Source organism: Azospirillum brasilense (genome assembly GCF_022023855.1).
In the GTDB taxonomy this organism is placed as follows: domain Bacteria; phylum Pseudomonadota; class Alphaproteobacteria; order Azospirillales; family Azospirillaceae; genus Azospirillum; species Azospirillum brasilense_F.
Map to the genome: position 1 here is coordinate 262344 of NZ_CP059453.1, position 26697 is coordinate 289040.

The following is a 26697-nucleotide window of genomic DNA, read 5'->3' on the forward strand; positions in this document are numbered from 1 at the left end:
GCCATGGAGCTGTTCCAAACGATCCTCGACATCCTGGTCTCCGCCGCCTTCTGGACGGCGGTGCTGCGCATCGCCACCCCCTACATCCTCGGCACGCTGGGCGAGCTTCTGTGCGAGCGGGCCGGCGTCCTGCACCTCGGCATCGAGGGCATCATGACGATGGGCGCCATGGCCGGCTGGATGGCCGTCTACCAGGGGGCCGACCTGTGGGCCGGCGTGCTGGTGGCCGCACTCTGCGGCGGGCTGATGGGGCTGCTGCACGCCACCCTGACGGTGCCGCTGGGCCTGTCGCAGCATGTGGCGGGCATCGGCGTGACGCTGCTGGGCACCAGCCTGTCCTACTTCGTCTACCGCCTCGTCCTGCCGCAGGCGAGCACCCCGCCGACCATCGAACCGTTCCAGCCGCTGGACCTGCCCGGCGCGCTGGCCCAGACACCGATGACCTACATGGCGCTGATGCTCGTCGCCGTGGTCGCCTACGTCCTCTACCGCACGCCGGTCGGGCTGGCGGTGCGCATGGTCGGCGAGAATCCGGCGGCGGCGGAGGCCCAGGGCCTGAGCGTCACCGCGGTCCGCATCGGCGCGGTGGTGGCGGGCAGCGCGCTGATGGCGCTGGCCGGGGCCTTCCTCACCCTGTCGGCCTTCAACGCCTTCTTCTTCAACATGGTCAACGGGCGCGGCTGGATCTGCATCGCGCTGGTCGTCTTCGCCTCCTGGCGGCCCGGCAAGGCGCTGCTGGGGGCGGTGCTGTTCGCCGCCTTCGACGCGCTGCAATTGCGGCTTCAGCAGGTGGCGGGGGGCGTCCTGCCCTACCAGCTGTTCCTGATGATGCCTTACCTGTTGAGCATCCTGGCGCTGGTGCTGGTGGCGCGCCGCGCCTCCTACCCGCGGGCGCTGATGATCCCGTACCGCAAAGGAGAACGCTGATGTTCGATCTGATCCTGCGCCGCGCCACGCTGCCCGACGGCCGCACCGGCATGGACATCGGCGTCCGCGAGGGCCGCATCGCCGCGGTGGAGAAGGACCTGCCCGGCCCGGCCGGGGAGGAGATCGACGCCACGGGCCGGCTGGTCACGCCGCCCTTCGTCGATTCGCACTTCCACATGGACTCCACACTCAGTTACGGCCTGCCGCGGGTCAACCGCTCCGGCACGCTGCTGGAGGGCATCGCGCTGTGGGGCGAGCTGAAGCCGCAGCTCGTCCAGGACGCCATCGTCGAGCGGGCGCTGGCCTATTGCGACTGGGCGGTGGCGCGCGGCCTGCTGGCGATCCGCAGCCATGTCGACATCTGCGACCCGCGCCTGCTGGCCGTGGAATCGCTGCTGGAGGTCAAGCGGCGGGTCGCGCCCTACCTTGACCTGCAGCTGGTCGCCTTCCCGCAGGACGGCGTGCTGCGTGCCCCCGGCGCGGTGGACCTGCTGAAGCGCGCTCTCGACATGGGTGTGGACGTGGTCGGCGGCATCCCGCATTTCGAGCGGACGATGGCCGACGGCGCCGCCTCCGTGAAACTGCTCTGCGAGATCGCGGCGGAGCGCGGGCTGCTAGTCGACATGCATTGCGACGAGTCCGACGACCCGCTGTCCCGCCATGTCGAGACGCTGGCCTACGAGACGCAGCGGCTGGGGATGCAGGGCCGGGTGACCGGCTCGCACCTCACCTCCATGCATTCCATGGACAACTACTACGTGTCCAAGCTGATCCCGCTGATGGTCGAGGCGAACCTCGGCGTCATCGCCAACCCGCTCATCAACATCACGCTCCAGGGCCGCCACGACAGCTACCCCAAGCGCCGCGGCATGACCCGCGTGCCGGAGTTGATGGGCGCCGGCCTGACCGTCGCGCTGGGCCACGACTGCGTGATGGACCCCTGGTACCCGCTCGGCTCCGGCGACATGCTGGAGGTCGCGCACATGGGCCTGCATGTCGGGCAGATGACCGGCTATGACGGGATGCTCGCCTGCTTCCGCGCGGTGACGGAGGCTCCGGCCAAGCTGCTGCACCTCGACGGCTACGGGCTGGAGGTGGGCTGCCACGCCGATCTGGTGGTGCTCCAGGCCGCCGACCCGGTGGAGGCGATCCGCACCCGCGCCACCCGCCTGTTCGTCCTGCGCCGCGGCGCCGTCGTCAGCCGCTGTGCCCCGGTGGAGGCCCAGCTCTCCCTGCCGGGCCGCCCGGAGTCTGTGTCCTTCACCCTGCCCACCGCGCGGGCGAGGTAACGCCCCGCAGATCAGGCCTTGTGGACACCGGCGATGAAGCGGTCGATTTCGCGGGCCAGTTCCTTGGACTGACCGGCCACCCCGGCGGCGGCGGCGAGGAGTTGGTCGGCGGCGGCGCCCGTATCGCCGGCCCCGGCCCGGATATCGCCCATGCCGCCACTGACCTCGCGGGCGCCGTCAGCGGCCTGCAGGACGCTTCGGGCGATGTCGCGGGTGGCGGCGGACTGCTGGTCCACCGCTGCCGCGATGCCGGACGCGATGCGGCTGACCTGGGCGATGGTCTGACTGATGCCGCGCACCGCCTCCACCGCCTCTCCCGTCGCGTCGCGGATGCCCTTGATCTGACCGACGATGTCCTCGGTCGCGCGGGCGGTCTGATTGGCCAGGCTCTTGACCTCGCCGGCGACCACCGCGAAGCCTTTTCCGGCCTCGCCCGCCCGCGCGGCCTCGATGGTGGCGTTGAGCGCCAGCAGGTTGGTCTGGCCGGCGATGTCGTTGATCAGGCCGACGACGGCGCCGATCCGCTCCGCGCTGTCGGCCAGCACGACGACCGCCGAGTCGGCGCGCTTCACGTCGGCCACCGCCGCCTCGGCGATGCGGGCGGACTCGCCCACCTGCTGCCCGATCTCCTCCACCGAGGCCGACAGCTCCTCGGTCGCCGCGGCGGCGGTCTGCACGTTGTCCGCGGCGGAATGGGCGGAGAGCGTCATCCGCTCCGACCGGCCGTGGGTCTGCTCGGCGATGCCAGTGAGGGCGCGGGCGGTGGATTCGAGCTGCTGCGCGGCCGAGGCCAGCGCTCCGGTCAGGCCGCCCGCCCGCTCCTCGAACCCGCGCTGCAGGTCGAGCAGGGTGGCGGTCCGTGCCTCCCTGGCGCGCCATTCCGCCTCCTGCTGGCCGCCCAGATCGCGGGCCTGCACAAGCCCCTGCTTGAACACCTCGACCGCGCGGGCCATGGCGCCCGCCTCGTCCTTGCGATCGGCGCCGGGAATGGCGGCGTCCAGATCGCCGGCGGCCAGCCGGTCCATGGTGACGGTCAGCCCGGCGATCGGCCGGGCGATGCCGTCGCCCACCCGCCACGCCACCAGACCGCCGAGCAGGATGCAGCCCACCCCGACCAGGACGGTCAGCAGGGTCAGCCGGTTGGCGTCGGCCATCACGCTGGCCTGCGGCGCGGCGACCAGGAACGACCACGCGCCGTCGGCGCCGGTGAAGCGCACCGGCGACAGGCGCAGGTAATAGGGGGCGCCGCCGAGCGTGACGACGCCGTCGTAGGCCCGCCCTTCGGCGATGGCGCGGCGCGCCTCCTCCGGCAGGTCGTCGGCGGGATGGGAGAGACGGCCGGCGTCGGGATGGGCCACATAGACCCCGGCGCCGGTGAGCACCGCCGCGTGGCCATCGCCATAGGGCTTCACGCGGCGGACCAGATCGGTCAGGCCGCTCAGCGTCAGGTCGACGCCGGCGACGCCGATCACCCGGTCGCCGTCCTTCACCGGTGCTGCGGCGCTGGTCATCAGCGTCTTGGTCAGATCGTCCAGATAGGGTTCGGTCAGCACCGGCTTCCCGGCCGCCGCGGCGGCCCGGTAATATTCCTTCTCCTTCACGTCGGAGAAGGGATAGCCCTCGCTGTCGTCGGCCTTGGGGCCGGGCAGCCACAGCAGGCTCATCCGCCCGGTGCCGGGTAGGCCGAGGATCTCGGCGGCGCGGTCCAGCCCGGCGATCTCGCGGTCGCGCCCGTCAAAGCCGTCGTCGGCCATGTCCACCCACACCCCGGCGTAGAGCGGACCGACCGCCATCAGGCGGTTGAGGTAGCGGTTGACCGTCTCCCGGCGCGGGGCGCCGGTGGAGCGCTCCACCTCCACCAGCGCGGCGGCGGAACGGGCATCGGCCAGGGCGGCGGAGATGTCGGCGGCCACCCGCGCGCCGTGATGGTCGGCGGTTTCGGCCACCAGGGTCGTGACCGCCCGCTCCGCGGCGTCGCGCGACAGGAACAGGGAAACCGAGGTGACCGCCGCTGCTCCCACGGCCAGGACAGCGGTCATGCCGATGATGATCTTGGTTCTGAAACGCCCCGTCATGCCCCTACCCTGTTCGAGCCGCCACCCCGGATCAGGGGCGGTCGGTCATCTTGGCACACCGAAAACCGGACGGCCATATCTGCCGGTCACGGATCATCCGCCGGCTCAACGGTGGCGGGTGCGCGCCGCCGCCACCATCCGCCGCGGACGAGGCGGGTGCCGGTTTTATACCGGAGGCTTCATGGCGGTTCCCTGGTGCCGGATCGGACCGGGATGCGCGCATCGGGCCGCCCCCCTCTCCCATTCTCCGGCATTTGCCGCGAAAGGTCCGGAGCGCGATTAGTTCGCCTAACGCACAAAAGAGCTTGCCAGGCATTTCGCATCTGGTATACGGTATCTCACATCCCATCGTGCTTCGGAAACGAAGTGCAAAACCAACGGCGCGGGCGTGTTTTGAAGGAAACATGACGGTGCCGGAAGGTTTCGGGTCCGGTGTCGGAGCGAATGCTTTCATGAGCGCAACAGTCGATTTCGCACAGCTGGTCATGGCCGCCGGGGACGCGATCGTCGTGTCCGACGCGCAGGGCGCCATCACTCTGTGGAATCCGGCGGCCGAACGGATGTTCGGCTTCGCGGAGGGCGAAGCGCTGGGGCAATCGCTCGACATCATCATCCCGGAACGCCAGCGCCAGCGCCATTGGGACGGCTACGCCAACACCATGCGCACGGGCCAGACGCGCTACGGCAGCGACGTGCTGCGCGTCCCGGCCCTGCACAAGGACGGGCACGCCCTGTCCATCGCCTTCACGGTCGCCCTGCTGACCGCGCCGGACGGCACGGTGACCGGAATCGTCGCCATCATCCGCGACGAGAGCAGCCGCTGGGCCGAGGAGCGCAAGCTCCGCCGACGCCTGTCGGAGTTGGAGTCCGCAAATCAGTAACCCACAACCCATCCCGCCAGTTTGTCCGTGTTGTCCAGTGCTCAACAACGGCATCGCAATAAGTGAGAGGGAGTAAACGAGCCATGAGCAAGCCGCTCGAAGGAATCAAGATCATCGACTTCACCCACGTTCAGGCTGGCCCCGCCTGCACGCAGCTCCTCGCTTGGTACGGCGCGGACGTCATCAAGGTGGAGCGGCCGGGTTCCGGCGACGTCACCCGCAACCAGCTCCGTGACATTCCCGAAGCGGACGCGCTCTACTTCACGATGCTGAACAGCAACAAGCGCTCGCTGACGCTGGACACCAAGACCCCGCAGGGCAAGGAAATCCTTGAGAAGCTGATCAAGGAGTCCGACGTCCTCGTGGAGAACTTCGGGCCGGGCGCGCTCGACCGCATGGGCTTCACCTGGGAGCGCATCAACGAGCTGAACCCGGGCATGATCGTCGCCTCGGTGAAGGGCTTCAGCGACGGCCACCATTACGAGGACCTGAAGGTCTACGAGAACGTCGCCCAGTGCGCCGGCGGCGCGGCTTCGACCACCGGTTTCTGGGACGGCCCGCCGACCGTCAGCGCCGCCGCCCTCGGCGACAGCAACACCGGCATGCACCTCGCCATCGGCATCCTGACCGCCCTCATGGGCCGTTCGAAGACCGGCAAGGGCCAGAAGGTCGCCGTGTCGATGCAGGACTCGGTCATCAACCTCTGCCGCGTCAAGCTGCGCGACCAGCAGCGCCTCGACCGCGTCGGCTACCTGGAAGAATACCCGCAGTACCCGCACGGCGAGTTCTCCGACGTGGTTCCGCGTGGCGGCAACGCCGGCGGTGGCGGCCAGCCGGGCTGGGTCCTGAAGTGCAAGGGCGCCGAGACCGATCCGAACGCCTACATCTACTTCACCATCCAGGGCCATGCCTGGGCGCCGATCTGCAAGGCTCTCGGCAAGCCGGAGTGGATTGACGATCCGGCCTACAACACCGCCCAGGCGCGTCAGGACAAGATCTTCGACATCTTCGCCTTCATCGAAGGCTGGCTGGCCGACAAGACGAAGTACGAGGCGGTCGACATCCTGCGCAAGTTCGACATCCCGTGCGCCCCGGTGCTGACCATGAAGGAAATCGCCGAGTGCCCGTCGCTCCGCAAGAGCGGCACGATCGTCGAGGTCGATCACAAGGCCCGCGGCAAGTACCTGACCGTCGGCAGCCCGATCAAGTTCTCCGACATGACCGTCGAAGTGACCGGATCGCCGCTGCTCGGCGAGCACTCCGACGAGGTTCTGGCCAGCCTCGGCTACAGCAAGGAACAGATCGCCGAGCTGCACGCCAACAAGGTTGTCTGATCGCTTCCCGACAGTCTGACGGCACACCTCGCGAAGACGGCGCTCCGAAAGGGGCGCCGTCCTTTCTTTGCGCGGGCGCAGGTTTCTTGTCGGGCAACAGGGGCTTCACGGATTGCACGGATTTGAACACGGATTTCCCGGATCATCTTATTCGTGCGCATTGCATGCCTTCTCGGTCCGCAACCACTGGGCAAGCCAAAGAAAAATCCGTGAAATCCGTGCTTGAATTCGTGAAATCCGTGAAGAAGCTGTTGTCCAACAAGAATCTCGAATCTTACCGCAGCCACTCCCTCACTTCGCGGATGCGCTGGTTGCCCTCCGGCGTGCGGGCGTAGGCCTTCCCGTACTGGGTCTCGTACTCGCGCACGAAGCCCTGGCGCAGCAGCCCGTCCAGCACCGGGCGGACGATGGCCGGCTTCAGGTTCGCGGCCTTGGTGATCGTCAGGAACGAGGCCGGCAGAGCCGTCACCTCCGGCCCCGGCGTGGCGCGCAGGGTGTTGAGCGAAGTCCAGTCGACGGAGGTTGGTGAAATCATCGGCTACCCTCGATGCGGCACGCTGTTGACTCTCTCTCGATACGACCTCAACTTCACTTGAGGTCAAGAGGTTCCGAACCCCAGGGGAGGCCCGGCGATGGCGATTCTCGATCCCGCGGACATGGACAAGGACCTTTCCGTGGGCGAGGTCGCGGAACGCTCCGGTGTGGCAGTGTCCACCATCCACTTCTACGAATCAAAGGGGCTGATCGCGAGCTGGCGGAGCAGCGGCAACCAGCGCCGCTTCCCCCGCGACGTGCTCCGGCGCATCGCCGTCATCAAGGTGGCCCAGCGCCTGGGCGTCCCCCTGGCCACCATCGCGCAGGCGCTGAAGACCCTGCCGGACGGCCGCACCCCCACCGCAGAGGACTGGAAACGCTTGTCCGCGGCCTGGAAAGCGGACCTGGACGAGCGCATCGCCGTGCTCACCAGGCTGCGCGACGGGCTGGAGGAGTGCATCGGCTGCGGCTGCCTGTCGCTCGGCGAATGCCCGCTGCGCAACCCCTGGGACGAGCTGTCGGAGGACGGCCCCGGCCCGCGCCTGCTCGATCCGCGATGACATCCGCGCTGTTTTGCCGCACTGCAGCATAGCCTCCTCATCCGGCGCCGCCCCGGCAATAAAAAGGCCGTGCTGTTTCCAGCACGGCCAGTATCCGAGAGGCTCGCATATAATGCGGAGCAACAACCCGCCCGATACAAAGGGTGATGAACCCTGTGTAAGAAGAATGATGCCCGAGTCTTCCCTGGTACGCAACAAGGAATCTCAAGTTTCCACATTGCGGAAACAAAGTATTTTTCCCAAAAAAAGACCGCGCCGTTGCGGGCGCGGTCAGTTTCTTCAGGGCAGCACTACGTGACAGGAAGGAAAACCGGGGTAACAGCCGCCCCAACCCAATCCGAGGGATTTGCGGATCGGGGCGGATCGCGCCTCCCGGCCGGCGCGAATTCGAATTCCGTAAGGGTGCTCCGGATCAGGCCCAGGGATCAGGTGGGGAAACGCCCGCCGATCTCGGCGGTCACCGCCGCGGCGGTGCGCTTGACCATCTCACCGAAGGCCACGACGCGGGCGTCGTCCAGGCGCCGGTTGGTGCTCGACAGCGACAGGGCACCGATGACGCGGGCCTGCTCGTCATAGATCGCCGCGGCGACACAGTGCAGGCCGCTGACCCGCTCCTCCTGGTCCACGGCGTAGCCGCGGTCGCGCGTCAGGATCAGCTCCCGGTGCAGGGCCGGGATCGACGACACGGTGGTCCGGGTGAACTGGCGCATGCCGCGCTGGGTCACGATGCTCTGCACCCGCGTGTCGGGCATGCCGGCGAGCAGCGCCTTGCCGACGGCGGAACAGTGCAGCAGCGTGCGGTCGGTGACGGGAAGCGCCGCCTGGGCGACGCGCGGGCCGCCGACCCGGTGCAGATAGATGGCCTCGCCATTCTCCTCGACGGCCAGATTGACGACCTCGCTGGTCTCCTCCATCAGCCGGCGCATCCGCGGGCGGGCGACGTCGAGCAGGCTGCGCGTCTTCAGGAAGCCGGTGCCGGTCATGTAGGCCTGCACCCCGACCGCCCAGCCCCGCTTGCCCTGGTCGAAGCGCACGTAACGCTCCTCCTGCAGGGTGGTCAGCAGGCGGTGCGCCGTGGAGGGCGAGAGATGCGCCGCTTCGGCCACCGCGGTCAGGCTCATCGGGCTGTCCGACTGGCCGAGGATGGTCATGATGCTCAGCGCCCGCGACAGCGACTGAACGAGATTGCCCTTCGCCGCACGGTCCACGGTTTCCGCGCGGCCTTCGGCCCGCGGGGCCGGGGGTGCCATCATCAGCGCTTGCGTCTTCATCGTCCCATCCCTCTCGAAATCGTCCGGCGCTGTTGAATCCGCGCCGTTGTCGTCCTCGGGTGTGGCGGCCCCCGGTTCTCCCTTGCGGGGAGCGGGAGCCGCCGGTTGGCTATGCCGCCGGCTCGATGCGGGCCGCGGCGAACTTGAACTCGGGAATCTTCCCGTAGGGGTCCAGCTTCGGGTTGGTCAGCACGTTGGCCGCCGCCTCGGCGTAGCAGAAGGGCACGAACACCAGCCCGGACGGGACGTTGTAGTCCGACCGCGCCTTCAGCTCGATGGTGCCGCGCCGGGTGGTGACCTTCATGCGGTCGCCGCCCTTGGCGCCCATCCGCCGCAGGTCCGCCGGGCTCATGTAGGCCACCGCCTCCGGCTCCAGATCGTCCAGAACCTGGGCGCGCCGGGTCATCGAACCGGTGTGCCAATGCTCCAGCTGGCGCCCGGTGGTCAGGACCATCGGGAACTCCGCGTCCGGCTCCTCCGCCGGCGGGATCACGTCGGCGGGGACCAGACGCCCGCGGCCGGTGGCCGTGGGGAAGCCGTCGCCGAACACGATCTCCTGGCCGGGATCGTCCGCGGACAGGCTGGGGTAGGTCACCGAGCGCTCACGCTCCAGCCGCTCCCAGGTGATGTTGTCGAGCGACGGCATCGCCCCCTTCATCTCCCGGAACACGTCGCGCGGATGCTCGTAGTTCCAGTCCAGACCCAGGCCGCGGGCCATGGCGTTGACGATCCACAGATCCTGCCGGGCGTCGCCCGGAGGCGGCAGGGCCTGGCGGCCGAGCTGGACCTGGCGGTTGGTGTTGGTCACCGTGCCGGTCTTCTCCGGCCAGGCCGAGGCGGGCAGCACCACGTCGGCGTATTTGGCCGTCTCGGTCAGGAACAGGTCCTGCACCACCAGATGGTCGAGCTTGGCGAGCGCGTCGCGGGCGTGCTCCACGTCCGGGTCGGACATGGCCGGGTTCTCGCCCATCACGTACATGCCGTTCAGCGAGCCGGCATGGATCGCGTCCATGATCTCCACGACCGTCAGGCCGCGCTTGGAGTCCAGCTTGGTGTCCCAGAAATCCTCGTAGAAGGCGTGGACCTCGGGATCGTCAACCGGGCGGTAGTCCGGGAACATCATCGGGATCAGGCCGGCGTCGGAGGCGCCCTGGACGTTGTTCTGGCCGCGCAGCGGGTGCAGGCCGGTGCCGGGGCGCCCGATCTGGCCGGTGACCAGCGACAGGGCGATCAGGCAGCGCACGTTGTCGGTGCCGTGGGTGTGCTGCGACACGCCCATGCCCCAGAAGATGATCGAGCCCTTGGAGGTGGCGTAGAGGCGCGCGACCTCGCGGAGCTGCTCCGCCGGGATGCCGCAGACCGCTTCCATGGCCTCCGGGGTGAAGCTGGCGATGTGGGCGCGCAGCTCCTCGAAGTCCTGGGTGTGCTCCGCCACATACCGCTCGTCGTACAGCCCCTCGCTGATGATGACGTTCAGCATGGCGTTCAGCATGGGCACGTCGCGGCCCGGCTTGAACTGCAGCATGTGGCTGGCGTGGCGCTTCAGCACCTGGCCGCGCGGGTCCATGATGACCAGCTTGGCGCCGCGCTTGGCCGCATTCTTGAAGAAGGTCGCGGCGACCGGGTGGTTCTCCGTCGGGTTGGAGCCGATGACGACGATCACCTCGGCGTCCTTGGCCGCCATGAAGGGGGCCGTCACCGCGCCCGACCCGATGCCCTCGATCAGCGCCGCCACCGAGGAGGCGTGGCACAGGCGGGTGCAATGGTCGACGTTGTTGGTGCCGAAGCCGACGCGCACCAGCTTCTGGAACAGGTAGGCTTCCTCGTTGGAGCCCTTGGCCGAACCGAAACCGGCGAGCGCCGAGCCGCCCCGCTCGTCGCGGATCTTGCGCAGGCCGGCGGTGGCGACCTCCAGTGCCTCCTCCCAGCTCGCCTCGCGGAAGTGGGTCAGCGGGTTGAGCGGGTCGATGTCCACGTCGTGCTTGGAAACGCCCTCCTTGCGGATCAGCGGCTTGGTCAGGCGGTGCGGGTGGTGGATGTAGTCGAAGCCGAAGCGGCCCTTCACGCACAGCCGGTTCTTGTTGGCAGGACCGTCGCCGCCCGTCACCGACAGCAGCTTCTCGTCCTTGATGTTGTAGGTCAGCTGGCAGCCGACGCCGCAATAGGGGCAGACGCTGTCCACCTTGCGGTCCGGGGCGGCGGCGAAGACGCCGCTGTTCAGGTCCACCTGGGTCTTCGGCATCAGCGCGCCGGTCGGGCAGGCCTGGACGCACTCGCCGCAGGCAACGCAGGTGCTGTCGCCCATCGGGTCGGCGAAGTCGAAGACGATCGTCTCCTTGTGGCCGCGCAGCGCCATGCCGATCACGTCGTTGACCTGGACCTCGCGGCAAGCGCGGACGCACAGGTTGCACTGGATGCAGGCGTCGAGCTGCACCGCCATGGCCGGGTGGCTGAAGTCGGGCTTCGGCGCGCATTCCCGGCTGGGGAAGCGGCTGTCCGAGACCTCCAGGCGGTCGGCCCAGCGCCAGAACTTGCTGTCGGGGTCGTGGGCCTCCTCCCGCTTCGGCTGGTCGGCGACCAGCATCTCGATGACCATCTTGCGGGCGAACTTGGCGTTCTCGCTGGCCGAACGGACGCGCATGCCCGGCGTCGGGTGGCGCACGCAGGAGGCCGACATGGCGCGCTCGCCGTCGATCTCGACCATGCAGGCCCGGCAGTTGCCGTCCGCGCGGTAGCCCGGCTCGTCGGCGTAGCAGAGATGCGGGATCTCGGTGCCCAGGCGGTTGGCGACCTGCCAGATCGTCTCGCCGGCGTGGGCTTCGACGAGCTCGTCGTCGAGGTGGAACAGGATGCGGTCGCTCATATCACCGGACCTCCCCGCGCAGATCGTCGCGGAAATGCTTCAGCGCACTCTTGAGTGGGTTCATCGCGGCCTGACCCAGGCCGCAGATCGACGCCGTGCCCATCAGCCGGGCGAGTTCCGTCAAGAGCGGCTCGTCCCACACCGGCTGCTTGATGAGCGCCACCGCCTTCTCCGTTCCGACGCGGCAGGGCGTACACTGGCCGCAGCTCTCGTCCTCGAAGAAGTCCAGCAGGTTGCGCACGACCTTGCGCATGTCGTCCTTGTCCGACAGCACGACCACCGCGGCGGAGCCGATGAAGCAGCCGTGCTGCTCCAGCGTGCCGAAGTCCAGCGGGATGTCGTCCATGCTGGCGGGCAGGATGCCGCCCGACGCGCCGCCGGGCAGATAGCCCTTGAGCGTGTGGCCGTCGGCCATGCCGCCGCAATACTCGTCGATCAGCTCGCGGATGGTGACGCCGGCGGGGGCCAGCTTCACGCCCGGGTCCTTCACATGACCGGAGACGGAGTAGCTGCGCAGGCCCTTGCGGCCGTTGCGCCCGTGGCTGCCCCACCAGTCGGCGCCCTTCTCAAGGATGTCCCTGATCCAGAACAGCGTCTCGACGTTGTTGATCAGGGTCGGGCGACCGAACAGGCCGACGACCGACGGGAAGGGCGGCTTGTGCCGCGGCAGGCCGCGCTTGCCCTCGATGCTCTCCAGCATCGCGGACTCTTCGCCGCAGATGTAGGCCCCGGCGCCGCGCCGCAGATGGATGCGGGTGTGCCCGGCGAGGCCGGCCTTCTCCACGGCGGTGATCTCGTGCTCCAGCACCTCGCGGATGTGCGGGTACTCGTCGCGCAGGTAGATGTAGACGTCGGTCGCCTCGACCACCCAGGCGCCGATCAGCATCCCCTCCAGGAAGCGGTGCGGATCGTTCTCCAGATAGTAGCGGTCCTTGAAGGTGCCCGGCTCGCCCTCGTCCCCGTTCACCGCCATCAGGCGGGGGCCGGGCTCGTGGCGGACGAAGCGCCACTTGCGGCCGGTCGGGAAGCCGGCGCCGCCGAGGCCGCGCAGGTTGGCCCCTTCCAGCTTGCCGAGGATGTCATCCACCGGGACGTTGCCCGTCAGACAGTCGGCGAGCAGGCGGTAGCCGCCCTCCGCCTTGTACTGCTCCAGGCTGACATAGGTGGGGAGCTGCGGGTGCGTCTCGCCGTTCTTCACGGCGGTGACCACGCTCTCGACCGTGGCGTTCTCGTGCAGGGCGTGGCCGATGGCCACCGCCGGGGCGTTGTGGCAGGCGCCCATGCAGGGGGCGCGCACCACCCGGACGTCCGGCCCCATGTCGGCGGCCTTCAGTTCGTCGAGCAGCTTCTCGCCGCCGGCCATGCAGCAGGACAGGCTGTCGCAGACCCGGACGGTCACGGGCGGAGGGGCTTCCTCCCCGTCCATCACGATGTCGAAGTGGGCGTAGAAGGACGCCACCTCGTACACCTCCACCAGGGCCAGCCGCATCTCGTGGGCGAGCGCCGCGAGATGGCGGGCATGCAGCCCGTGATAGGTGTCCTGCAACAGGTGCAGATGCTCGATCAGCAGGTCCCGCTGCCGGGACCGGTCACCGAGAAGTTCCTGCACCTCCGCCAGGGCCGCCGGATCGACCTGCCGGCCCTTCGGCTGGGGCCGGGTGTTCCGGCGCCCCGAACCGGGATGGATGGAGCGCCTTTTCGTGTCGTCTTTGGCGACGATGGCCGTGTCCATGTCCGCCCTCCCCTCTCGTCTCAGGCTGATTCTTCGTAACGTTGGGATGTCGTGCAGTCGTTTGGAACCGCCCCCCGATTTTTCCGGGGGGCTTTGTTTTTATAATTTAGGAAGGCGTCAGGTCTTGGGACCCTTGCGGACGGCGCTGGTGGGGTTGAGGCTGCCGATGTTGCCGCTCTCCGACCCGGCGTTGGGGTCGATCACCGCGTTGATCAGCGTCGGCCGACCGCTGTCCATGGCCGCGCTGACCGCCCGGTACAGCTCGTCCGGCGTCGTCACGTTGACGCCCTCGCCGCCGAAGGCCTCCATCATCTTGTCGTAGCGCGAGTCCGGAACGAAGACCATCGGCGACGGGTCCGACCCGCCCGTCGGGTTCACGTCCGTCCCCTTGTAGATGCCGTTGTTGTTGAACACCACGATGCACACCGGCAGCTTGTACCGGCAGATCGTCTCCACCTCCATGCCCGAGAAGCCGAAGGCGCTGTCGCCTTCCACCGCCAGAACCGGCTTGCCGGACTCCACCGCAGCCGCCACCGCGAAGCCCATCCCGATGCCCATCACGCCCCAGGTCCCGACGTCCAGGCGCTTGCGCGGCTGGTGCATGTCGATGATCCCGCGCGCCAGGTCCAGCGTGTTCGCCCCCTCGTTCACCAGCAGCGCCTCCGGCCGCTCCTGCACCACCCGGCGCAGCGCGCCGAGCGCGCCGTGGAAGTTCATCGGCGAGGCGTTGCTCATCAGCTTGGGCGCCATCTTGGCGATGTTCGCCTCCTTGCGCGCCGACACCGCCCCCGTCCACTCCGCCGGCGGCGGCGTCCAGCCCTTGGCCATGCCCGCCGTCAGCGCCGACACGCACGACCCGATGTCGCCGACCAGCGGCGCCACGATCGCCACGTTGCTGTCCATCTCGCGCGGCTCGATGTCGATCTGGATGAAGGTCTTCGACCCCGGCTCGCCCCAGGTCTTGCCCTTGCCGTGCGACAGCAGCCAGTTCAGCCGCGCCCCCACCAGGACCACCACGTCGGCGTCCTTCAGCACCATCGAGCGCGCCGCCCCCGCCGACTGCGGGTGGGTGTCGGGCAGCAGGCCCTTGGCCATGCTCATCGGCAGGAACGGAATGCCGCTCTTCTCGACCAGCTCGCGCACCGCCTCGTCGGCCTGGGCATAGGCGGCGCCCTTGCCGAGGATGATCAGCGGCCGCTTGGCGCCCTTCAGCACCTCCAGGGCGCGCGCCACCGAGTCCGGCGAGGGCAGCTGCGCCGGGGCGGCGTCGACCACCTTGACCAGCGAGCGCGCGCCCTCGGCGGCGTCCATCACCTGCGAGAACAGCTTGGCCGGCAGGTCGAGGTAGACGCCGCCCGGACGGCCCGACACCGCGGCGCGGATCGCGCGGGCCACCGCGATGCCGATGTCCTGGGCGTGCAGCACGCGGAAGGCCGCCTTGCACAGCGGCTTGGCGATGGCCAGCTGGTCCATCTCCTCGTAGTCGCCCTGCTGGAGGTCGACGATCTCGCGCTCCGAGGAGCCGGAGATCAGGATCATCGGGAAGCAGTTGGTGGTGGCGTTGGCCAGCGCGGTCAGGCCGTTGAGGAAGCCCGGCGCCGAGACGGTCATGCACACGCCCGGCTTCTTGGTCAGGAAGCCGGCGATGGCGGCGGCGTTGCCGGCGTTCTGCTCGTGGCGGAAGGAGATGACCCGCAGCCCCTCGCCCTGGGCCATGCGCAGCAGGTCGGAAATCGGGATGCCCGGCACGACGTAGAGGTTCTCGATGCCGTTGAGCTTGAGGGCATCGATGACGAGCTGGAAACCATCCGTCAGCGCCGGTTCCGCATCGGTGGCGGCCGTGGCTTGGTTGTTGAGGACTGTGACGGCTGACATAAGGGTTACTCCTCCCCGACTCTTATTCGGTTCACGATCGGTCAATCGAGAAAATCGCAGTGCTGTTCGACATGGCGGGCCAGCCCCAGCGTGTGCTCGCGCACCCGCCGCTCGGCCAGGTCGGCGTCGCGCCGGGTCAGGGCGTCGATGATGTCGCGGTGCTCGACGATGGACGTCTCGGCCCGGCCGCCGCGGCGCATGGTGACGCGGCGGATGGCCCGCATGTGGATGAAGAAGCGGTCGGTCAGGTCGGCGATGAGCGTGCAGCCCGAGGCCTGGATGATCGACTGGTGGAAGGCGACGTTGGCGTCGGAATACTCCAGCACGTGGTCGGCCAGCTCGCCTTCGGCGAAGCGGTCGAAGGTCTCGTGCAGGTCGGCCATGCCGCGCTCGTCGGCGCGCTCGACGAAGAGCCGGGCGGCCATGCCCTCCAGCGCCGCGCAGACGGTGATCATCTCGATGATCTCCGCCTTGGTCTTGCGCACCACGAAGATGCCGCGCCGGGGCATGGAGCGGATGAAGCCCTCCTGCTCCAGCAGCGCCATGGCCTCGCGCACCGGGGTGCGGCTGACGCCCAGCGCCTCGCAGAGCTGGCGCTCGTCGAGGCGGATCTCGCTCGGCCCGCCGTAGATGTCCATCTGGGTGATGGCTTGGCGCAGCGACTGGTAGGCCTTGGCCTTGAAGCTCATCCCCTGATCCAGGGGTGCGACCGAGAAACTCATCGTCTGCATGGCTGTTCCCGTCCCTGACTCTTCTTTCCCCTCGCGTAGGAGGGGCCCCGGCTGAAGGGGTTTGGGCCGCGGTTTCGTTGCCCCGGAGAAGGGAAGCGGCTTGGATTGGTGATACGGTATACCAGATACCACTAGCCCGCAAGCGATTATGTTCGCTCAGCGAACTGTTTCACGAACGCACAGGGAGTTAGGGGGGAATGTCGCGCAGGGGTTGCGGGGAGGGCTGACGCTTTGCCCCCACCCCGGCCCTCCCCCGCTTTGCAGGGGAGGGAGATTGTTTCGAAGCGGCAGCAGTCTCCTCCCCTGCAATAGCGGGGGAGGGATAGGGAGGGGGCAAGACCTCACCGCGGCGGCGCGATCACCGCGACGGCTCCCGGCCGCACGCGGAAGCGCGCCGGGGTGTGGGTGGTGATGTCGCCGTCCGTGTTGACCGGGCGGCGGTGGCGGGTGGTGATCTCCACCTCCTGCCCGTACCAGGCATGGACGTTTTTCCAATGCCCGTGCCGCCCGCGCCGGAAGTCCGGGTACAGCAGGGGCCACTCCCACCAGCCGCGCAGGTCGATGCTGTAGACGTCCAACTGCCCGTCGTCGGGGGCGGCGTTCTCCTGCACGGTCATGCCGCCGCCGTAATGGCGTCCGTTGCCGACTCCGATCTGCACCGACTTGACGCGGTGCCGCGCCCCGTTGATGCGGATCTCGGCGCGGAAGGGCGCCATGCGCCGCGCCACGCGGAAGGCCGCCACGGCGTAGCCGAACACGCCCCAGCGCCGCTTCATCTCGCGCGTCAGTTCGCGGGCCAGTTCGACGCTGAGACCGATGCTGGCGACGTTGAAGAAGGCCACGCCGTTGACCTCGCCCAGGTCGATCCGGCGAATCGGCCCGCTGACCGCCAGCCTCGCCGCCTCCCGCAGGTCCAGCGGGATTCCCAGCGTGCGCGCCAGATCGTTCGCCGTGCCCATGGGCAGGATGGCGAGCGGCAGGCCGGTGTCGGCCAGCGCCGGGGCGGCAGCGTTCAGCGTGCCGTCGCCGCCCCCGATGATGACCATGTCCACCGAGTCGGCATGGTCGCGGATCGCCTCGGCGATGTCCTCCCGCTCGCGGCACTCGGCGCGGATCAGGGTAACGCCCGCCTTCGCGGCCTCCTCCCGGATGTCGTCGAGCGCGCGCTGCCCCTGGCGGGCCTTCCCGTTGACGATCAGCAGCGCGCGGCGTCGGTCGGCGCTCAGCGTCGGCCTCCCACCTCGTCCAGATGCTCCAGCAGGCTGGCGGGGTCCTCGTAGACGCGGAAGGCGCCGGCCCGCTCCAGCTCGTCCTGCCCGTAGCCGCCGGACAGCAGGCCGATGCTGAGCGCACGGGCGCGCCGCGCCGCCAGGATGTCCCACACACTGTCGCCGACCACGATGGCCGTTTCGATGGCGACGCCGAGCCGCTCCGCCGCGGCCAGGAACAAGTCGGGGTCGGGCTTGGCGTATTTCACCTGATCGCGCGTAACCACCGGCACCCTGTCGGGGTCGACGCCCAGAGCCTCCAGGCCGGAGCGCGCCGTCTCGATCCGCCCGCTGGTGGCGATGGCCCAGGGGATGCCCGCCGCCGTCAGGTGGGACAGCAGCTCCTGCGCGCCGGGCAGCGGGCGGACGCGCCCGGCCAACCCGCGGAACGCCTCGGCATGGCGGCGGCGCAGCCGCTCCAGAAGCTCGGGGCTGATGGCGAGGCCGGTCTCGCGCAGCAGCATGTTGGCGAACAGGCCGCCGCTCATGCCGATCTTGCGGTGGATGCGCCAGACCGACAGCTCGATTCCCTCATGGTCCAGCGCCTCCTGCCAAGCCAGCACATGCTGGTAGACGCTGTCGATCAGCGTGCCGTCGAGGTCGAACAGGAAAGCCGTGTTGATGCGGTCCATGGCGTATGCCCCCAGGCTGAATCCCGCTCCGGCGGAGCCGGCCCCAGTGAGTTGGTGCCGGGCCTGCTGCGCCGCAACGTCCCCCCGGCGGCAATTCTGCGCCCCCGCCGGGAACGGGGCGCGGCGGAACATCGCGGCCGGTTTCGCGTCAAGCTCATGCTGCCCCTCGGGCGGCGGATTGCAACGACGGGCGCAACGGCGGGGAGCGGACACCTTGGCACAGCGAGAGGACACGGACGGGAATCAGCGCTGGTCCATCGACCGGATCACGCTCGGCCTCTGGCTGGTCGGCCTGCTGGCCGCCTTGGCCGTCCTGTGGGGCCTCGGCGCCGCCTCGCCGGTGCTCATCCCGCTGGCCGGGGCTTTCTTCGTGGCGGTCGCCGTGGCGCCGGTCGGGCGCTGGGTGCGCGACCGGGTGCCGCCGCGGCTGGCCCTGCTCGGCCCGCTCGCCGCCATGCTGACGGTGCTGCTGGTGCTGGCGGTCTTCGCTGGGGGCCTGTGGTTCGTCGGCCAGCGCGTGGCCGGCGAGGTGCCGCGCCACGCCGAGGAGTTGCAACGCCTCTGGGGGCAGGCGAACGGCTGGATCGACGGGCTGCGCGAGCAGTTTCTCGGCGATTCCGGAAGCGGCGACTCCGGAGGCGGCGGGGTGGAGGCGCTGTCCGGTCTCGTCGCATCGGTGCTGACGGCGGCGCGGGAGGCCGTCTCGACGCTGGTCATCGTGCTGTTCCTCGCCCTGCTGATGCTGGTCGAGGCGCCGGTCTGGCGCGAGAAGATCGTGAAGACGCTGGGGCCGGAGCGCTGCGCCACCACCGTCACCGCGGTCACCGCCATCGCCCAGCAGTTCCGCCGCTTCCTGCTGGTCAGCACGACGCTGGGGCTGATCACCGGGGCGCTCTACATCGGCTGGCTGTCGCTGTTCGGGATCGACTTCCTGTTCCTGTGGGGCTTCCTGGCCTTCCTGCTGAACTACATCCCGGTAATCGGCTCGGTGGGAGCGGCCACGCTGCCCGTGCTGATGGCGCTGGCCCAGGGCGGATCGACCACCGCCCTGATGGTCGCGGGCGGCCTGCTGGTGATCGAGCAGGTGATGGGCAACTTCATCGGCCCGCGGCTGGAGGGCAAGCAGCTCGCCATCTCGCCCCTGGTGATCGTCAGTTCGCTGCTGCTGTGGAGCTGGCTGTGGGGGGCCGCCGGGACGGTGCTGGCGGTGCCGATGACCGTCCTGATCGCCATCGCGCTCAGCCACATCGACGCGCTGCGCCCCTTCGCCTTCGTGCTCAGCGACAAAAGCGACCGCCGCCGCTTCGAGGCGCGCACACGGCCCGAGTAACGCAGCGCTGTTTTTTCCGCTCTTTTTCCGGCGCCCCCCTCTCTTGACAGGGTTCCCGACCCTCCCCACGTCTCCGGGACCTGTGATCCGGGCCCCTCTGGCGACTTAGACGTGGTCGCGATGTCGGATCTCTTCACCTGCTCTTGCGCCGACGGGCGTGACCGCACTTGGAGGGACTGAATGCTCCCATGGACCCGCGATCCCCAGACCTCTCTCACACCCTCCACACCTTTCCGGCCCCCTCCGGACGCCGCCGCCCACCCAATGGACGACGCGCCGGGGCACGCCCGGACCATCCCTCAAACCACCGAGAGCACGAGCACCGCCATGGACCAGACCGAACGCCAGATCATTGACGACCTCTTCGCCAAGCTGCGTCAGGCCGAGGCCCAGTCCGGCCCGCGCGACCCGCAGGCCGAAGCCCACATCCGCGACACCATCGCCCGCCAGCCGGGCGCGCCCTACCTGATGGCGCAGGCCATCGTCATGCTGGAGCAGGCGCTGGCCGCCTCGCAGAACCAGAACCAGGAGCTGGAGCGCCAGCTTCAGGAGCGCCCGGCCGCGGCGGCCGGCGGCGGCATCTTCGGCGGCCTGTTCGGTGGCGGCGCCGCCAAGCCCGCCCCGGCCCCGCAGCAGCGCCCCGGCGGCTCGCCCTGGGGTCAGGCCCCCGGCGCCGCCCCGGCCTACGGCGACCCGCGAGTGGCGGCCTATGCCCAGCAGCCGCAGCGCGCCGGCGGCGGCTTCATGGCCGGCGCCATGCAGACCGCCATGGGCGTGGCCGGCGGCATGCTGATCGGCAGCGCGCTGTCCAGCGCCTTCTCCGGCGGCGGCGAGGCCATCGCCCAGGAGGCCCAGGGCGCCGTCGATCAGGTGGCTGAGGAGATCCCCAGCCAAGAGGATTCCTGGGGCGGTTTCGGCGGGGACGAAGAGGAATTCTGATCCCCGCGGGGACCGGCCGGGCGGCCTCCTCCCACCGCCCGGCCGGTCCCCGGCCTTCTTCGCCCTTTTGAGAGCAGACCGGAAATTATCGTTCGCGGTCCCGTGCGCGACACTTTCTCAACGCGGAACTGTTCCCGCGCTCATCTCCTTGCTTTTTGCAGGCCAGCCAACCGTCCGCCTTGCCAGCATTTTCATGCGCATCTAGTTTCCTTCAAGAGAACGCTCCGTCGCTCCCCCGCCCGATCAAGAAGGGGTGAAGCACAGGGCAAGGAAAAGCGGACACGCCGAACCATCGCGCGGCGCGCGGAACCCTGCCGCGCGCAACGCCCGAGCTTTGCATTACGGTGATTTCCGCTTTTTCAAAAAGAAAAAGATCAGGAGGAAACCGTGCCGCTGTTCGACCATCCCGATTTCGACGACCATGAGCAGGTGGTCTTCTGTTCCGACGCCGCGTCCGGCCTGCGCGCCATCGTCGCCATCCACGACACGGCGCTCGGCCCGGCGCTGGGCGGCTGCCGGATGTGGCCCTACGCCAGCGACGAGGAGGCCCTGCGCGATGCGCTGCGCCTGTCGCGCGGCATGACCTACAAGTCGGCCCTGGCCGGCCTGCCGCTGGGCGGCGGCAAGTCGGTCATCATCGGCAACCCGCGCACCGACAAAAGCGAGGCGCTGCTGCGCGCCATGGGGCGCCACGTCGAACGGCTGGGCGGACGCTACATCGTCGCCGAGGATTCCGGCACCGGGGTTCCCGACATCAAGACCATGGCGCAGGAAACCGCCCATGTCTCCGGCGTGGTCGAGAAGGCGACCGCAAGCGGCGGCACGCGCAGCGGCGACCCCTCCCCCTCAACCGCCTACGGCGTCTTCGTCGGGCTCCGCGCGGCGGTGCTCCACCGCCTGCACCGCGCCGACCTGGAGGGGTTGACCGTCGCCATCCAAGGGGTGGGCAGCGTCGGCGGACATCTCGCCCGCTATCTGGCCGAGGCCGGGGCGCGGCTGTGGGTCGCCGACATCGACGAGGCGCAGGCCCGCCGCGTGGCCGACCGCGTCGGCGCCACGCCGGTGTCCGCCGACGCCATCTTCGATCTTGAGGTGGACGTCTTCGCCCCCTGCGCGCTGGGCGCCGTCCTCAACGACGGCACGATCCCGCGGCTGACCTGCCCGGTCGTCGCGGGTGCTGCCAACAACCAGCTCGCCGAGGCCCGGCACGGGCAGGCGCTGGCCGACCGCGGCATCCTCTACGCCCCCGACTACGTCATCAACGCCGGCGGGGTGATCGACGTCTATCACGAGCGCGCCGGTTACGACCACGGCCGCGTGATGAGCCACATCGAGCGGATCGCCGACACGCTGACGGAGATCTTCGCCCGCGCCGACATGGAGCGCAAACCGACCGCCGCCGTCGCCGACCGCATGGCCCGCCAGCGCGTGGGGCGGGCTCGCTGAAGCAGACGATCAGCGCCCCGAGGCTAGCACGGGGAAGGCGTCCAGGATGCCGGTCAGCAGGATCTGCACGCCGACGCAGAACAGCAGGAAGGCGAACAGCCGCGTCAGCACGCGGGCGCGGGTGTGGCCGAGCAGAGCCACCAACCGGTCGGCGGAGCGGTAGGACAGCCAGATCAGCAGCGCGATGGTCAACGCCGCCGCCGACACGCCAATGAAGAAGTTCGTAAGGCCGGCGGTGTCCGCCGGGCGGGTGGCGCCGAGCGCGATGGCGACGGAGATGGTGCCCGGGCCGGTGGTGAAGGGGATGGTCAGGGGGAAGAAGGCCGATTCCCCGACATCGGAGTCCCCGGCCTCCTCCGCCGGTGCGGCCTGCTCCTGCTTGCGGGCCTCGTGGGCTTCCGGCGCGCTCAGCAGTGCCCAGGCGCGCTCCGCCACCACGAAGCCGCCGGCGATCCGCAGCGCCGCCAGCGAGATGCCGAAGAAGTTCAGCACGTAGGACCCCGCCCACAAGGCGGCCAGCATGACGATGGCCGAATAGACGGCAACCCGCGCGGCGAGCTGCACCCGCTCCTTCGGGCTGCGCTCCGCCGTCACCTGGCTGAAGATCAGCGCCATGGCGATGGGGTTGACGATCGAGAACAGCGCCGTGAAGGCGAGAAGGAAGCTGTCGAACATGGGACGGGCCGACCTGTGCCTTGGCGGTTGGCGGGGCGCACCGCCGTGGTACAGGCCGGCCCGTTTCTTGGCAAGGCGCCATGATTTGCGGACTCCATTGTTCAGGCAGGAAACGCCGTGCTTGCCGTTCGACCGGCAAGACGGCCACACTCCCCCCAACGGGGAAGGCCTCGTGACGTGATGCCGGAGGGGTTGCGATGGGTCCGCGGACACGGCGGTGGGTTCTGGCTCTTCTGATGACCGGGCTGCTTCCGGTCCTGCCCGCGCGGGCGGAAACGCCGGCCCAGTTCCGGGCGGCGGTGTCGCAGATCGCCTACGCCGATCCGGGTACGGGCAAGACGGTGCCGATCCTGCTCTTCTACCCCACGCGCGATCCCGTGCAGCCGATCCGGCGGGGACCCTATCACCTGAACGTCGCCCCGGAGGGCGGACCGGCGCTGGATTCCGTGCCGCTGGTGATGATGACCCAGGGACCGGCGCGCAACGGTCTGGCGATGGTCAGCGTCGCCCTGTTCCTGGCGCGCCGCGGGATGATGACAGCCATCGTGACCCATCTCGGCGGCGTGGAACCGGACGCGGATCCCAGGGCCGGCAAAGGCGACCGGGTCGGCACCGTGCCGCTGTGGTCGGAACTGCCGCTGCAGCTCCGCGCGGCGCTGGACGCCGTGCTGGACTCCTCGCCCATGGGCTTCCGGGTGGACCGGCAGCGCATCGGCGTGCTCGGCTACGCGGCCGGGGGCCATGCGGCGCTGGCGGCGGCGGGCGGGGTCGCCGATCCGGGGCGGCTGACCCAGGTCTGCGCTGCCCATCCAGACAACCGCAGCCTCTGCCCGGCGGGCGCCAAGACCACCGCCGCGGCCACGCCGAAGCGTTTGGAGGCCGCCACCGATCCGCGTATCCGCTCGCTGCTGCTGATGGACCCGGTCGGCGCGCTGTTCGCGGACGGCGCGCTGTCCCGCGTCACCGTCCCGGTCCGGCTCTATGAGGCGGAGAAGGGCGACGAAAGCGGCGCCCTCCAGGTGGCACGGGTGCGCGGCCTGCTGCCCCGGCCGCCGGAATACGACCTCGTTCCCGGCGCCGGCCACTACGCCTTCCTGACGCCGGTCCCGGCCAGCGCCGCCGCCCGCTTCGGCGCGACGGTGCAGGACCCGCCGGGCTTCGACCGCGCCGGCTTCCACGCGCGGCTGAACGACGAAGTCCTCGACTATTTCCGGCGGACGCTGAACGCCGCGCCCTGACCCACCGGGGCCGGAACGTCGCCCAACACCTGCCAACCATCAAGAAAAACGGAAACGCACCATGACGACGATGACCCTGAAGGACGCCCTGGCCGAGGTTCTGGACCCGCGGGACCGGACCGTGGTGGATGTCGGCTGCGGCGACGGGTCGCTGACCCGCCATTTCGCGGGCCTCGGCGCCCGGGCCATCGGCATCGAGATCAGCGAGGGCCAGCTCGCCCGCGCCCGCAAGGCGGAGCCGGTGGCCGGCGCCGACTACCGCGTCGGCAAGGGGGAGGCCCTGCCGCTGGAGGACGCGTCGGTGGACGCCATCGTCTACTCCAACAGCTTCCACCATCTGCCGCTGGCGGTGATGGCCGACGCGATGGCCGAGGCGGCGCGGGCGCTGAAGCCCGGCGGCACGCTGGTGGTGGTGGAGCCGATCGCCGAGGGCGCCTATTTCGAGGTCATCCTGCCCATCGAGGACGAGACGGAGGTGCGCGCCGCCGCCTACGACACGCTGAAGCACCCGCCGCTGCCGCTGGAGGCGGTGGACGAGACGGTCTACAGCACCGTGGTGCGCTACCGCGACGCCGATCATTACCTTACCCACGTCACCGCCGTGGACCCGGCGCGGCGCGAGCGCCTGCCCCCGGTGGAGGCCGAGGTCCGCCGCCGCTTCGCCGCCAGCGGGCGGATCGACGCGGAGGGGATGACCGCCTTCGACCAGCCGATGCGGCGCATGGTCTTCAAGAGACTGCCTTAAGCAGGACCCGTTTGGCCGCGATACGGCGGCGTGCCAGCATGAGCGCCGCCGTTTGGTCACAGGCGCGCTGCCGCGCGTCCGGGGCATAGTGGAGCGGTGTCACCCTTTCGAAGGCCGAAGACCATGCCCCACCCCGCCTTGTCCCGATCCGGCTTGTCCGCCGCCGTCCTGCTCTTCCCGGCGGCCTTGCTTCTGACCGGTTGCGGCGTGGTGGTCGCCACGGTGGACACGGCGGCCAGCGTCGCCGGGTCCGCGGTCAGCGTCGCGGGCGACGTGGTGTCGGCCACGGCCCATGTGGCGACCGCGCCCTTCCGCGGCGGCGACGAGAAAAAGGACGAATAACGCTCAGCGCCGGACGCTCAACGCCGGAACAGGCGGCGCCACCAGGGGCTCTGCCGCCGCGCCAACTTGGTCACCAGAATGCGGCACTGGTCGCGCATCGCCTCGTAAGCGGTGACCTCGGCCTCGCGGTCGCGGCGCAGGCCGTCCAGCGTGCCGGTCAGTCGCTCCAGCCGCTTCTCCAGCTCCGCGCCGGTCCGTCGTTCCTGCTCCAGCGCCGCCTGCGCCTCCTCGCTGCGGCGCTCCGCCGCTTCGATGCGCTGGCGGAAGCCGCGTTCCCGCGCCTCCGTGTCGGCGATCAGCCGCTCCACGAGATCGCCGATGCGCTTGCGTTCCGCCTCGCGGTCGGCCTGGAGCCGGTCCAGCGCGACCGCGTGCGACAGGCGCAGGGCGGCGATCTCCGCGTTCACCGCGGACAGCCGGTTCTCCGCGTCCTGAAGCGCGCGGGCCATGCCCTGCTCGCGCGCCGAGGTCTCGGCGATCAGAGTCTCGACGAGCTGGTTGATGCGGTCGCGCTCCGCCTCGCGGTCGCCCTGGAGGGTCCCGACATCCCCGGAGCGCGCCCGCTCGACCTGCCCGATGGCCTCGCGCCAGCGCTCGCGTTCGGAGGCGTGCTCGGCGATGACCCGCAGCCGCTCCGCCCGTTCGCTGTCCGCCGCCGCCTCCGCCTTGGCGATCTGTTCACCGAGCGTGGCGACCTGATCCCCGTAGACGCGCAGGAGTTGCGTGGTTTCCTCCGACGGCGCCTTCGCCGCGCGCGGACGGGTGGCCCGCTTGGCCGGTGCCGCGGGCGGAGGCGTCGTATCCTCGGCGTTGGAGAGCGGCATCATCTCGGTCATCGCGGCTTATCCTGACAGTCGGGCCTGCACCGCCACAGTAGCGCGTCCGGCGCGCCGCGCACAGGAACCTTTTTCCATAGGCCGGGGCCGGGAGACGGTCCGGCAAAAAGCACTGCCGAGAATTCGTTTTGTATTTTCAGGGATTTCGTCGGCAAATTCTGCAAAATCAGGTCTGTTAACGGGTTTTAAAACCGGTTTAACGCCGACTCCCGCCTCTCGCCAAGGTATTAACACCAACGATTGACAGTACGGATTTCGATTGGTTTTTTGAATGATGTTTGCAGGCGCGAAAAAGACTTTTTCTAAAAAGCAAATCAATCGCCCTGGCCGATCCGATGCTGCGGAGAACCCCATGCGTGCTGTCCTGGTTGAACCGAACCCCCTGATCGCCGACGCGCTCGGCCGTCAGCTCGGCATGGGGAAGATCCGTTACGACCGCCAGGACTGGGCCGGGCTGGAGGAGCTTCTGCAACAGCAAGGTGCGGACGGGCTGGGCTACGACGCCATCGTCCTGGGCAGCGTCAACGATCCGGCGCGCTGCGTGGCGGCCTTACGGGCCCATCAGGTCGGGGCGGCGATCCTTTGCCTGCTCGACCGGCGCTGCGTGACGACGACGGTGGAACTGCTGCACGCCGGGGCCGACGACGTGCTGGTCAAGCCGGTGGTCAGCGCCGAGGTGCGGGCGCGCATCGAGGTGGCGCGGCGGCGCTCGCGCGGCTTGCTGAGCAACGCGGTGCGGGTGGGCCAGCTCACGGTCTTCCTCGACGGGCGCGACCCGGAGGTCGGCGGCGAGCGGCTGCGGCTGAGCCAGCGCGAGCACGCCATCCTCGGTGTGCTGGCCGCCCATCATCGCCGCGTCGTGTCCAAGGAGCACATCTACGACGAGGTCTACGGCCTGTCCGGCGCCGACCCGCTGGACAAGGTCATCGACGTCTACATCTGCAAGCTGCGCAAGAAGATCGCCGAAGCCACCGGCGGCGCCCGCTACATCGAGACCGTCTATGGGCGCGGCTACAAGTTCGAGGCCCCGCCCGAGCATGAGGACTCTGCCCCGGCCCTGCAGGCGCGCCGGGTGTTGCCAGGCTACGCGGCGTTCGGGCGCGGGATTGGCGAGGCGCGGCTGGCGGGGTGAGGGCGAACACGATCTGAATGCCGCGCGTTTCCCTTTTTCGTC

Annotated in this window: 24 protein-coding genes; 12 read left to right on the forward strand and 12 right to left on the reverse strand. The window is 69.4% G+C overall.

Features of this window, described 5'->3' with window-relative positions; all coding sequences use genetic code 11:
• Nucleotides 1-3: 3 nt before the first annotated feature.
• The gene (locus H1Q64_RS30940) at nt 4-927 is read left to right on the forward strand and encodes an ABC transporter permease (protein ID WP_237908138.1); all 924 of its coding nucleotides are present in this window, start codon (nt 4-6) and stop codon (nt 925-927) included.
• A complete protein-coding gene (locus H1Q64_RS30945) occupies nt 927-2216 on the forward strand; it encodes an amidohydrolase family protein (RefSeq protein ID WP_035673371.1) in 1290 nt (429 codons plus the stop codon). The genes H1Q64_RS30940 and H1Q64_RS30945 overlap by 1 nt, the downstream gene beginning before the upstream one ends.
• An 11-nt stretch (nt 2217-2227) precedes the next feature.
• On the opposite strand, the gene H1Q64_RS30950 is transcribed toward H1Q64_RS30945, so the two are convergent.
• Nucleotides 2228-4291, reverse strand: a complete 2064-nt coding sequence (locus tag H1Q64_RS30950; protein WP_237908139.1) for a methyl-accepting chemotaxis protein — start codon at nt 4289-4291, stop codon at nt 2228-2230.
• A 452-nt stretch (nt 4292-4743) separates the two neighbouring features.
• Here H1Q64_RS30950 and H1Q64_RS30955 point away from each other — a divergent pair, with 452 nt between their 5' ends.
• Together H1Q64_RS30955 and frc are read left to right on the forward strand one after the other, a co-directional pair.
• Nucleotides 4744-5172: a PAS domain-containing protein gene (locus H1Q64_RS30955; RefSeq protein ID WP_237908140.1), complete on the forward strand. Its 429-nt coding sequence runs from the start codon at nt 4744-4746 to the stop codon at nt 5170-5172.
• Nucleotides 5173-5255: 83 nt separating this feature from the next.
• On the forward strand, nt 5256-6506 hold the full coding sequence (gene frc / locus H1Q64_RS30960) for a formyl-CoA transferase (RefSeq protein ID WP_237908141.1): 1251 nt from the start codon (nt 5256-5258) through the stop codon (nt 6504-6506).
• Nucleotides 6507-6780: 274 nt separating this feature from the next.
• Here the strand turns inward: frc and H1Q64_RS30965 are convergent, their stop codons facing one another.
• A complete protein-coding gene (locus H1Q64_RS30965) occupies nt 6781-7041 on the reverse strand; it encodes a hypothetical protein (protein WP_014200106.1) in 261 nt (86 codons plus the stop codon).
• 97 nt (nt 7042-7138) lie between these two features.
• On the opposite strand from H1Q64_RS30965, the gene soxR reads away from it, so the two are divergent.
• Complete coding sequence (soxR, locus tag H1Q64_RS30970) at nt 7139-7600, forward strand: redox-sensitive transcriptional activator SoxR (RefSeq protein WP_237908142.1); 462 nt, start codon at nt 7139-7141, stop codon at nt 7598-7600.
• Nucleotides 7601-8025: 425 nt separating this feature from the next.
• Here soxR and H1Q64_RS30975 read toward each other — a convergent pair whose 3' ends face one another.
• From H1Q64_RS30975 to H1Q64_RS31005, 7 genes are all read right to left on the reverse strand, one after another.
• A complete protein-coding gene (locus H1Q64_RS30975) occupies nt 8026-8871 on the reverse strand; it encodes an IclR family transcriptional regulator (RefSeq protein ID WP_014200109.1) in 846 nt (281 codons plus the stop codon).
• Nucleotides 8872-8980: 109 nt separating this feature from the next.
• Nucleotides 8981-11734, reverse strand: coding sequence for a formate dehydrogenase subunit alpha (fdhF, locus tag H1Q64_RS30980; protein ID WP_237908143.1), 2754 nt, complete (start codon nt 11732-11734; stop codon nt 8981-8983).
• 1 nt (nt 11735) lies between these two features.
• Nucleotides 11736-13466: an NAD(P)H-dependent oxidoreductase subunit E gene (locus tag H1Q64_RS30985; protein WP_237908144.1), complete on the reverse strand. Its 1731-nt coding sequence runs from the start codon at nt 13464-13466 to the stop codon at nt 11736-11738.
• 117 nt (nt 13467-13583) lie between these two features.
• The gene (gene oxc / locus H1Q64_RS30990) at nt 13584-15341 is read right to left on the reverse strand and encodes an oxalyl-CoA decarboxylase (RefSeq protein WP_137102847.1); all 1758 of its coding nucleotides are present in this window, start codon (nt 15339-15341) and stop codon (nt 13584-13586) included.
• A gap of 41 nt (nt 15342-15382) precedes the next feature.
• Nucleotides 15383-16072, reverse strand: coding sequence for a GntR family transcriptional regulator (locus tag H1Q64_RS30995; RefSeq protein ID WP_035673347.1), 690 nt, complete (start codon nt 16070-16072; stop codon nt 15383-15385).
• 341 nt (nt 16073-16413) lie between these two features.
• Entirely contained in the window at nt 16414-17298 is an 885-nt protein-coding gene (locus H1Q64_RS31000; RefSeq protein WP_237908177.1) for a lipid kinase, read from the reverse strand.
• Nucleotides 17295-17972: an HAD family hydrolase gene (locus H1Q64_RS31005; protein ID WP_035682875.1), complete on the reverse strand. Its 678-nt coding sequence runs from the start codon at nt 17970-17972 to the stop codon at nt 17295-17297. Before H1Q64_RS31005 ends, H1Q64_RS31000 begins: the two co-directional genes overlap by 4 nt.
• A gap of 214 nt (nt 17973-18186) precedes the next feature.
• Between H1Q64_RS31005 and H1Q64_RS31010 the strand changes: the two genes are divergently transcribed.
• The 3 genes from H1Q64_RS31010 (at nt 18187) to H1Q64_RS31020 (ending at nt 21687) form a co-directional block, all read left to right on the forward strand.
• Nucleotides 18187-19302, forward strand: coding sequence for an AI-2E family transporter (locus H1Q64_RS31010; RefSeq protein ID WP_237908145.1), 1116 nt, complete (start codon nt 18187-18189; stop codon nt 19300-19302).
• Nucleotides 19303-19629: 327 nt separating this feature from the next.
• Entirely contained in the window at nt 19630-20241 is a 612-nt protein-coding gene (locus tag H1Q64_RS31015) for a DUF2076 domain-containing protein (protein WP_237908146.1), read from the forward strand.
• A gap of 387 nt (nt 20242-20628) precedes the next feature.
• Nucleotides 20629-21687, forward strand: a complete 1059-nt coding sequence (locus H1Q64_RS31020) for a Glu/Leu/Phe/Val dehydrogenase dimerization domain-containing protein (protein ID WP_237908147.1) — start codon at nt 20629-20631, stop codon at nt 21685-21687.
• A 9-nt stretch (nt 21688-21696) separates the two neighbouring features.
• Here H1Q64_RS31020 and H1Q64_RS31025 read toward each other — a convergent pair whose 3' ends face one another.
• Nucleotides 21697-22362 (reverse strand): MarC family protein, encoded by a 666-nt coding sequence (locus H1Q64_RS31025; protein ID WP_237908148.1) that lies wholly within the window; start codon nt 22360-22362, stop codon nt 21697-21699.
• Nucleotides 22363-22598: 236 nt separating this feature from the next.
• Between H1Q64_RS31025 and H1Q64_RS31030 the strand changes: the two genes are divergently transcribed.
• The 3 genes from H1Q64_RS31030 (at nt 22599) to H1Q64_RS31040 (ending at nt 24687) form a co-directional block, all read left to right on the forward strand.
• Entirely contained in the window at nt 22599-23600 is a 1002-nt protein-coding gene (locus H1Q64_RS31030) for an alpha/beta hydrolase family protein (RefSeq protein ID WP_237908149.1), read from the forward strand.
• A 61-nt stretch (nt 23601-23661) separates the two neighbouring features.
• A complete protein-coding gene (locus H1Q64_RS31035) occupies nt 23662-24345 on the forward strand; it encodes a class I SAM-dependent methyltransferase (protein ID WP_237908150.1) in 684 nt (227 codons plus the stop codon).
• 123 nt (nt 24346-24468) lie between these two features.
• A complete protein-coding gene (locus H1Q64_RS31040; protein WP_237908151.1) occupies nt 24469-24687 on the forward strand; it encodes a hypothetical protein in 219 nt (72 codons plus the stop codon).
• 17 nt (nt 24688-24704) lie between these two features.
• On the opposite strand, the gene H1Q64_RS31045 is transcribed toward H1Q64_RS31040, so the two are convergent.
• The gene (locus tag H1Q64_RS31045; RefSeq protein ID WP_237908152.1) at nt 24705-25523 is read right to left on the reverse strand and encodes a hypothetical protein; all 819 of its coding nucleotides are present in this window, start codon (nt 25521-25523) and stop codon (nt 24705-24707) included.
• A gap of 6 nt (nt 25524-25529) precedes the next feature.
• Nucleotides 25530-25877, reverse strand: a complete 348-nt coding sequence (locus H1Q64_RS31050) for a hypothetical protein (RefSeq protein ID WP_237908153.1) — start codon at nt 25875-25877, stop codon at nt 25530-25532.
• On the opposite strand from H1Q64_RS31050, the gene H1Q64_RS31055 reads away from it, so the two are divergent.
• Nucleotides 25876-26655 (forward strand): response regulator transcription factor, encoded by a 780-nt coding sequence (locus tag H1Q64_RS31055; protein WP_237908154.1) that lies wholly within the window; start codon nt 25876-25878, stop codon nt 26653-26655. The two genes, H1Q64_RS31050 and H1Q64_RS31055, sit on opposite strands and share 2 nt — an antisense overlap.
• The last annotated feature ends 42 nt before the right edge of the window (nt 26656-26697 follow it).

Coding starts and splice junctions, on each gene's coding strand:
- H1Q64_RS31040 (WP_237908151.1), top strand. CDS start 24,469: ATGCCCCACCCCGCCTTGTCCCGATCCGGCTTGTCCGCCGCCGTCCTG.
- H1Q64_RS30995 (WP_035673347.1), bottom strand. CDS start 16,072: ATGCAGACGATGAGTTTCTCGGTCGCACCCCTGGATCAGGGGATGAGC.
- H1Q64_RS30965 (WP_014200106.1), bottom strand. CDS start 7,041: ATGATTTCACCAACCTCCGTCGACTGGACTTCGCTCAACACCCTGCGC.
- H1Q64_RS31055 (WP_237908154.1), top strand. CDS start 25,876: ATGCGTGCTGTCCTGGTTGAACCGAACCCCCTGATCGCCGACGCGCTC.
- H1Q64_RS31045 (WP_237908152.1), bottom strand. CDS start 25,523: ATGACCGAGATGATGCCGCTCTCCAACGCCGAGGATACGACGCCTCCG.
- H1Q64_RS30975 (WP_014200109.1), bottom strand. CDS start 8,871: ATGAAGACGCAAGCGCTGATGATGGCACCCCCGGCCCCGCGGGCCGAA.
- fdhF (WP_237908143.1), bottom strand. CDS start 11,734: ATGAGCGACCGCATCCTGTTCCACCTCGACGACGAGCTCGTCGAAGCC.
- H1Q64_RS31050 (WP_237908153.1), bottom strand. CDS start 25,877: ATGGGGTTCTCCGCAGCATCGGATCGGCCAGGGCGATTGATTTGCTTT.
- H1Q64_RS31025 (WP_237908148.1), bottom strand. CDS start 22,362: ATGTTCGACAGCTTCCTTCTCGCCTTCACGGCGCTGTTCTCGATCGTC.
- H1Q64_RS30955 (WP_237908140.1), top strand. CDS start 4,744: ATGAGCGCAACAGTCGATTTCGCACAGCTGGTCATGGCCGCCGGGGAC.
- H1Q64_RS30950 (WP_237908139.1), bottom strand. CDS start 4,291: ATGACGGGGCGTTTCAGAACCAAGATCATCATCGGCATGACCGCTGTC.
- frc (WP_237908141.1), top strand. CDS start 5,256: ATGAGCAAGCCGCTCGAAGGAATCAAGATCATCGACTTCACCCACGTT.
- H1Q64_RS30945 (WP_035673371.1), top strand. CDS start 927: ATGTTCGATCTGATCCTGCGCCGCGCCACGCTGCCCGACGGCCGCACC.
- H1Q64_RS30985 (WP_237908144.1), bottom strand. CDS start 13,466: ATGGACACGGCCATCGTCGCCAAAGACGACACGAAAAGGCGCTCCATC.
- H1Q64_RS31005 (WP_035682875.1), bottom strand. CDS start 17,972: ATGGACCGCATCAACACGGCTTTCCTGTTCGACCTCGACGGCACGCTG.
- H1Q64_RS31030 (WP_237908149.1), top strand. CDS start 22,599: ATGACCGGGCTGCTTCCGGTCCTGCCCGCGCGGGCGGAAACGCCGGCC.
- H1Q64_RS31035 (WP_237908150.1), top strand. CDS start 23,662: ATGACGACGATGACCCTGAAGGACGCCCTGGCCGAGGTTCTGGACCCG.
- soxR (WP_237908142.1), top strand. CDS start 7,139: ATGGCGATTCTCGATCCCGCGGACATGGACAAGGACCTTTCCGTGGGC.
- H1Q64_RS31015 (WP_237908146.1), top strand. CDS start 19,630: ATGGACCAGACCGAACGCCAGATCATTGACGACCTCTTCGCCAAGCTG.
- oxc (WP_137102847.1), bottom strand. CDS start 15,341: ATGTCAGCCGTCACAGTCCTCAACAACCAAGCCACGGCCGCCACCGAT.
- H1Q64_RS30940 (WP_237908138.1), top strand. CDS start 4: ATGGAGCTGTTCCAAACGATCCTCGACATCCTGGTCTCCGCCGCCTTC.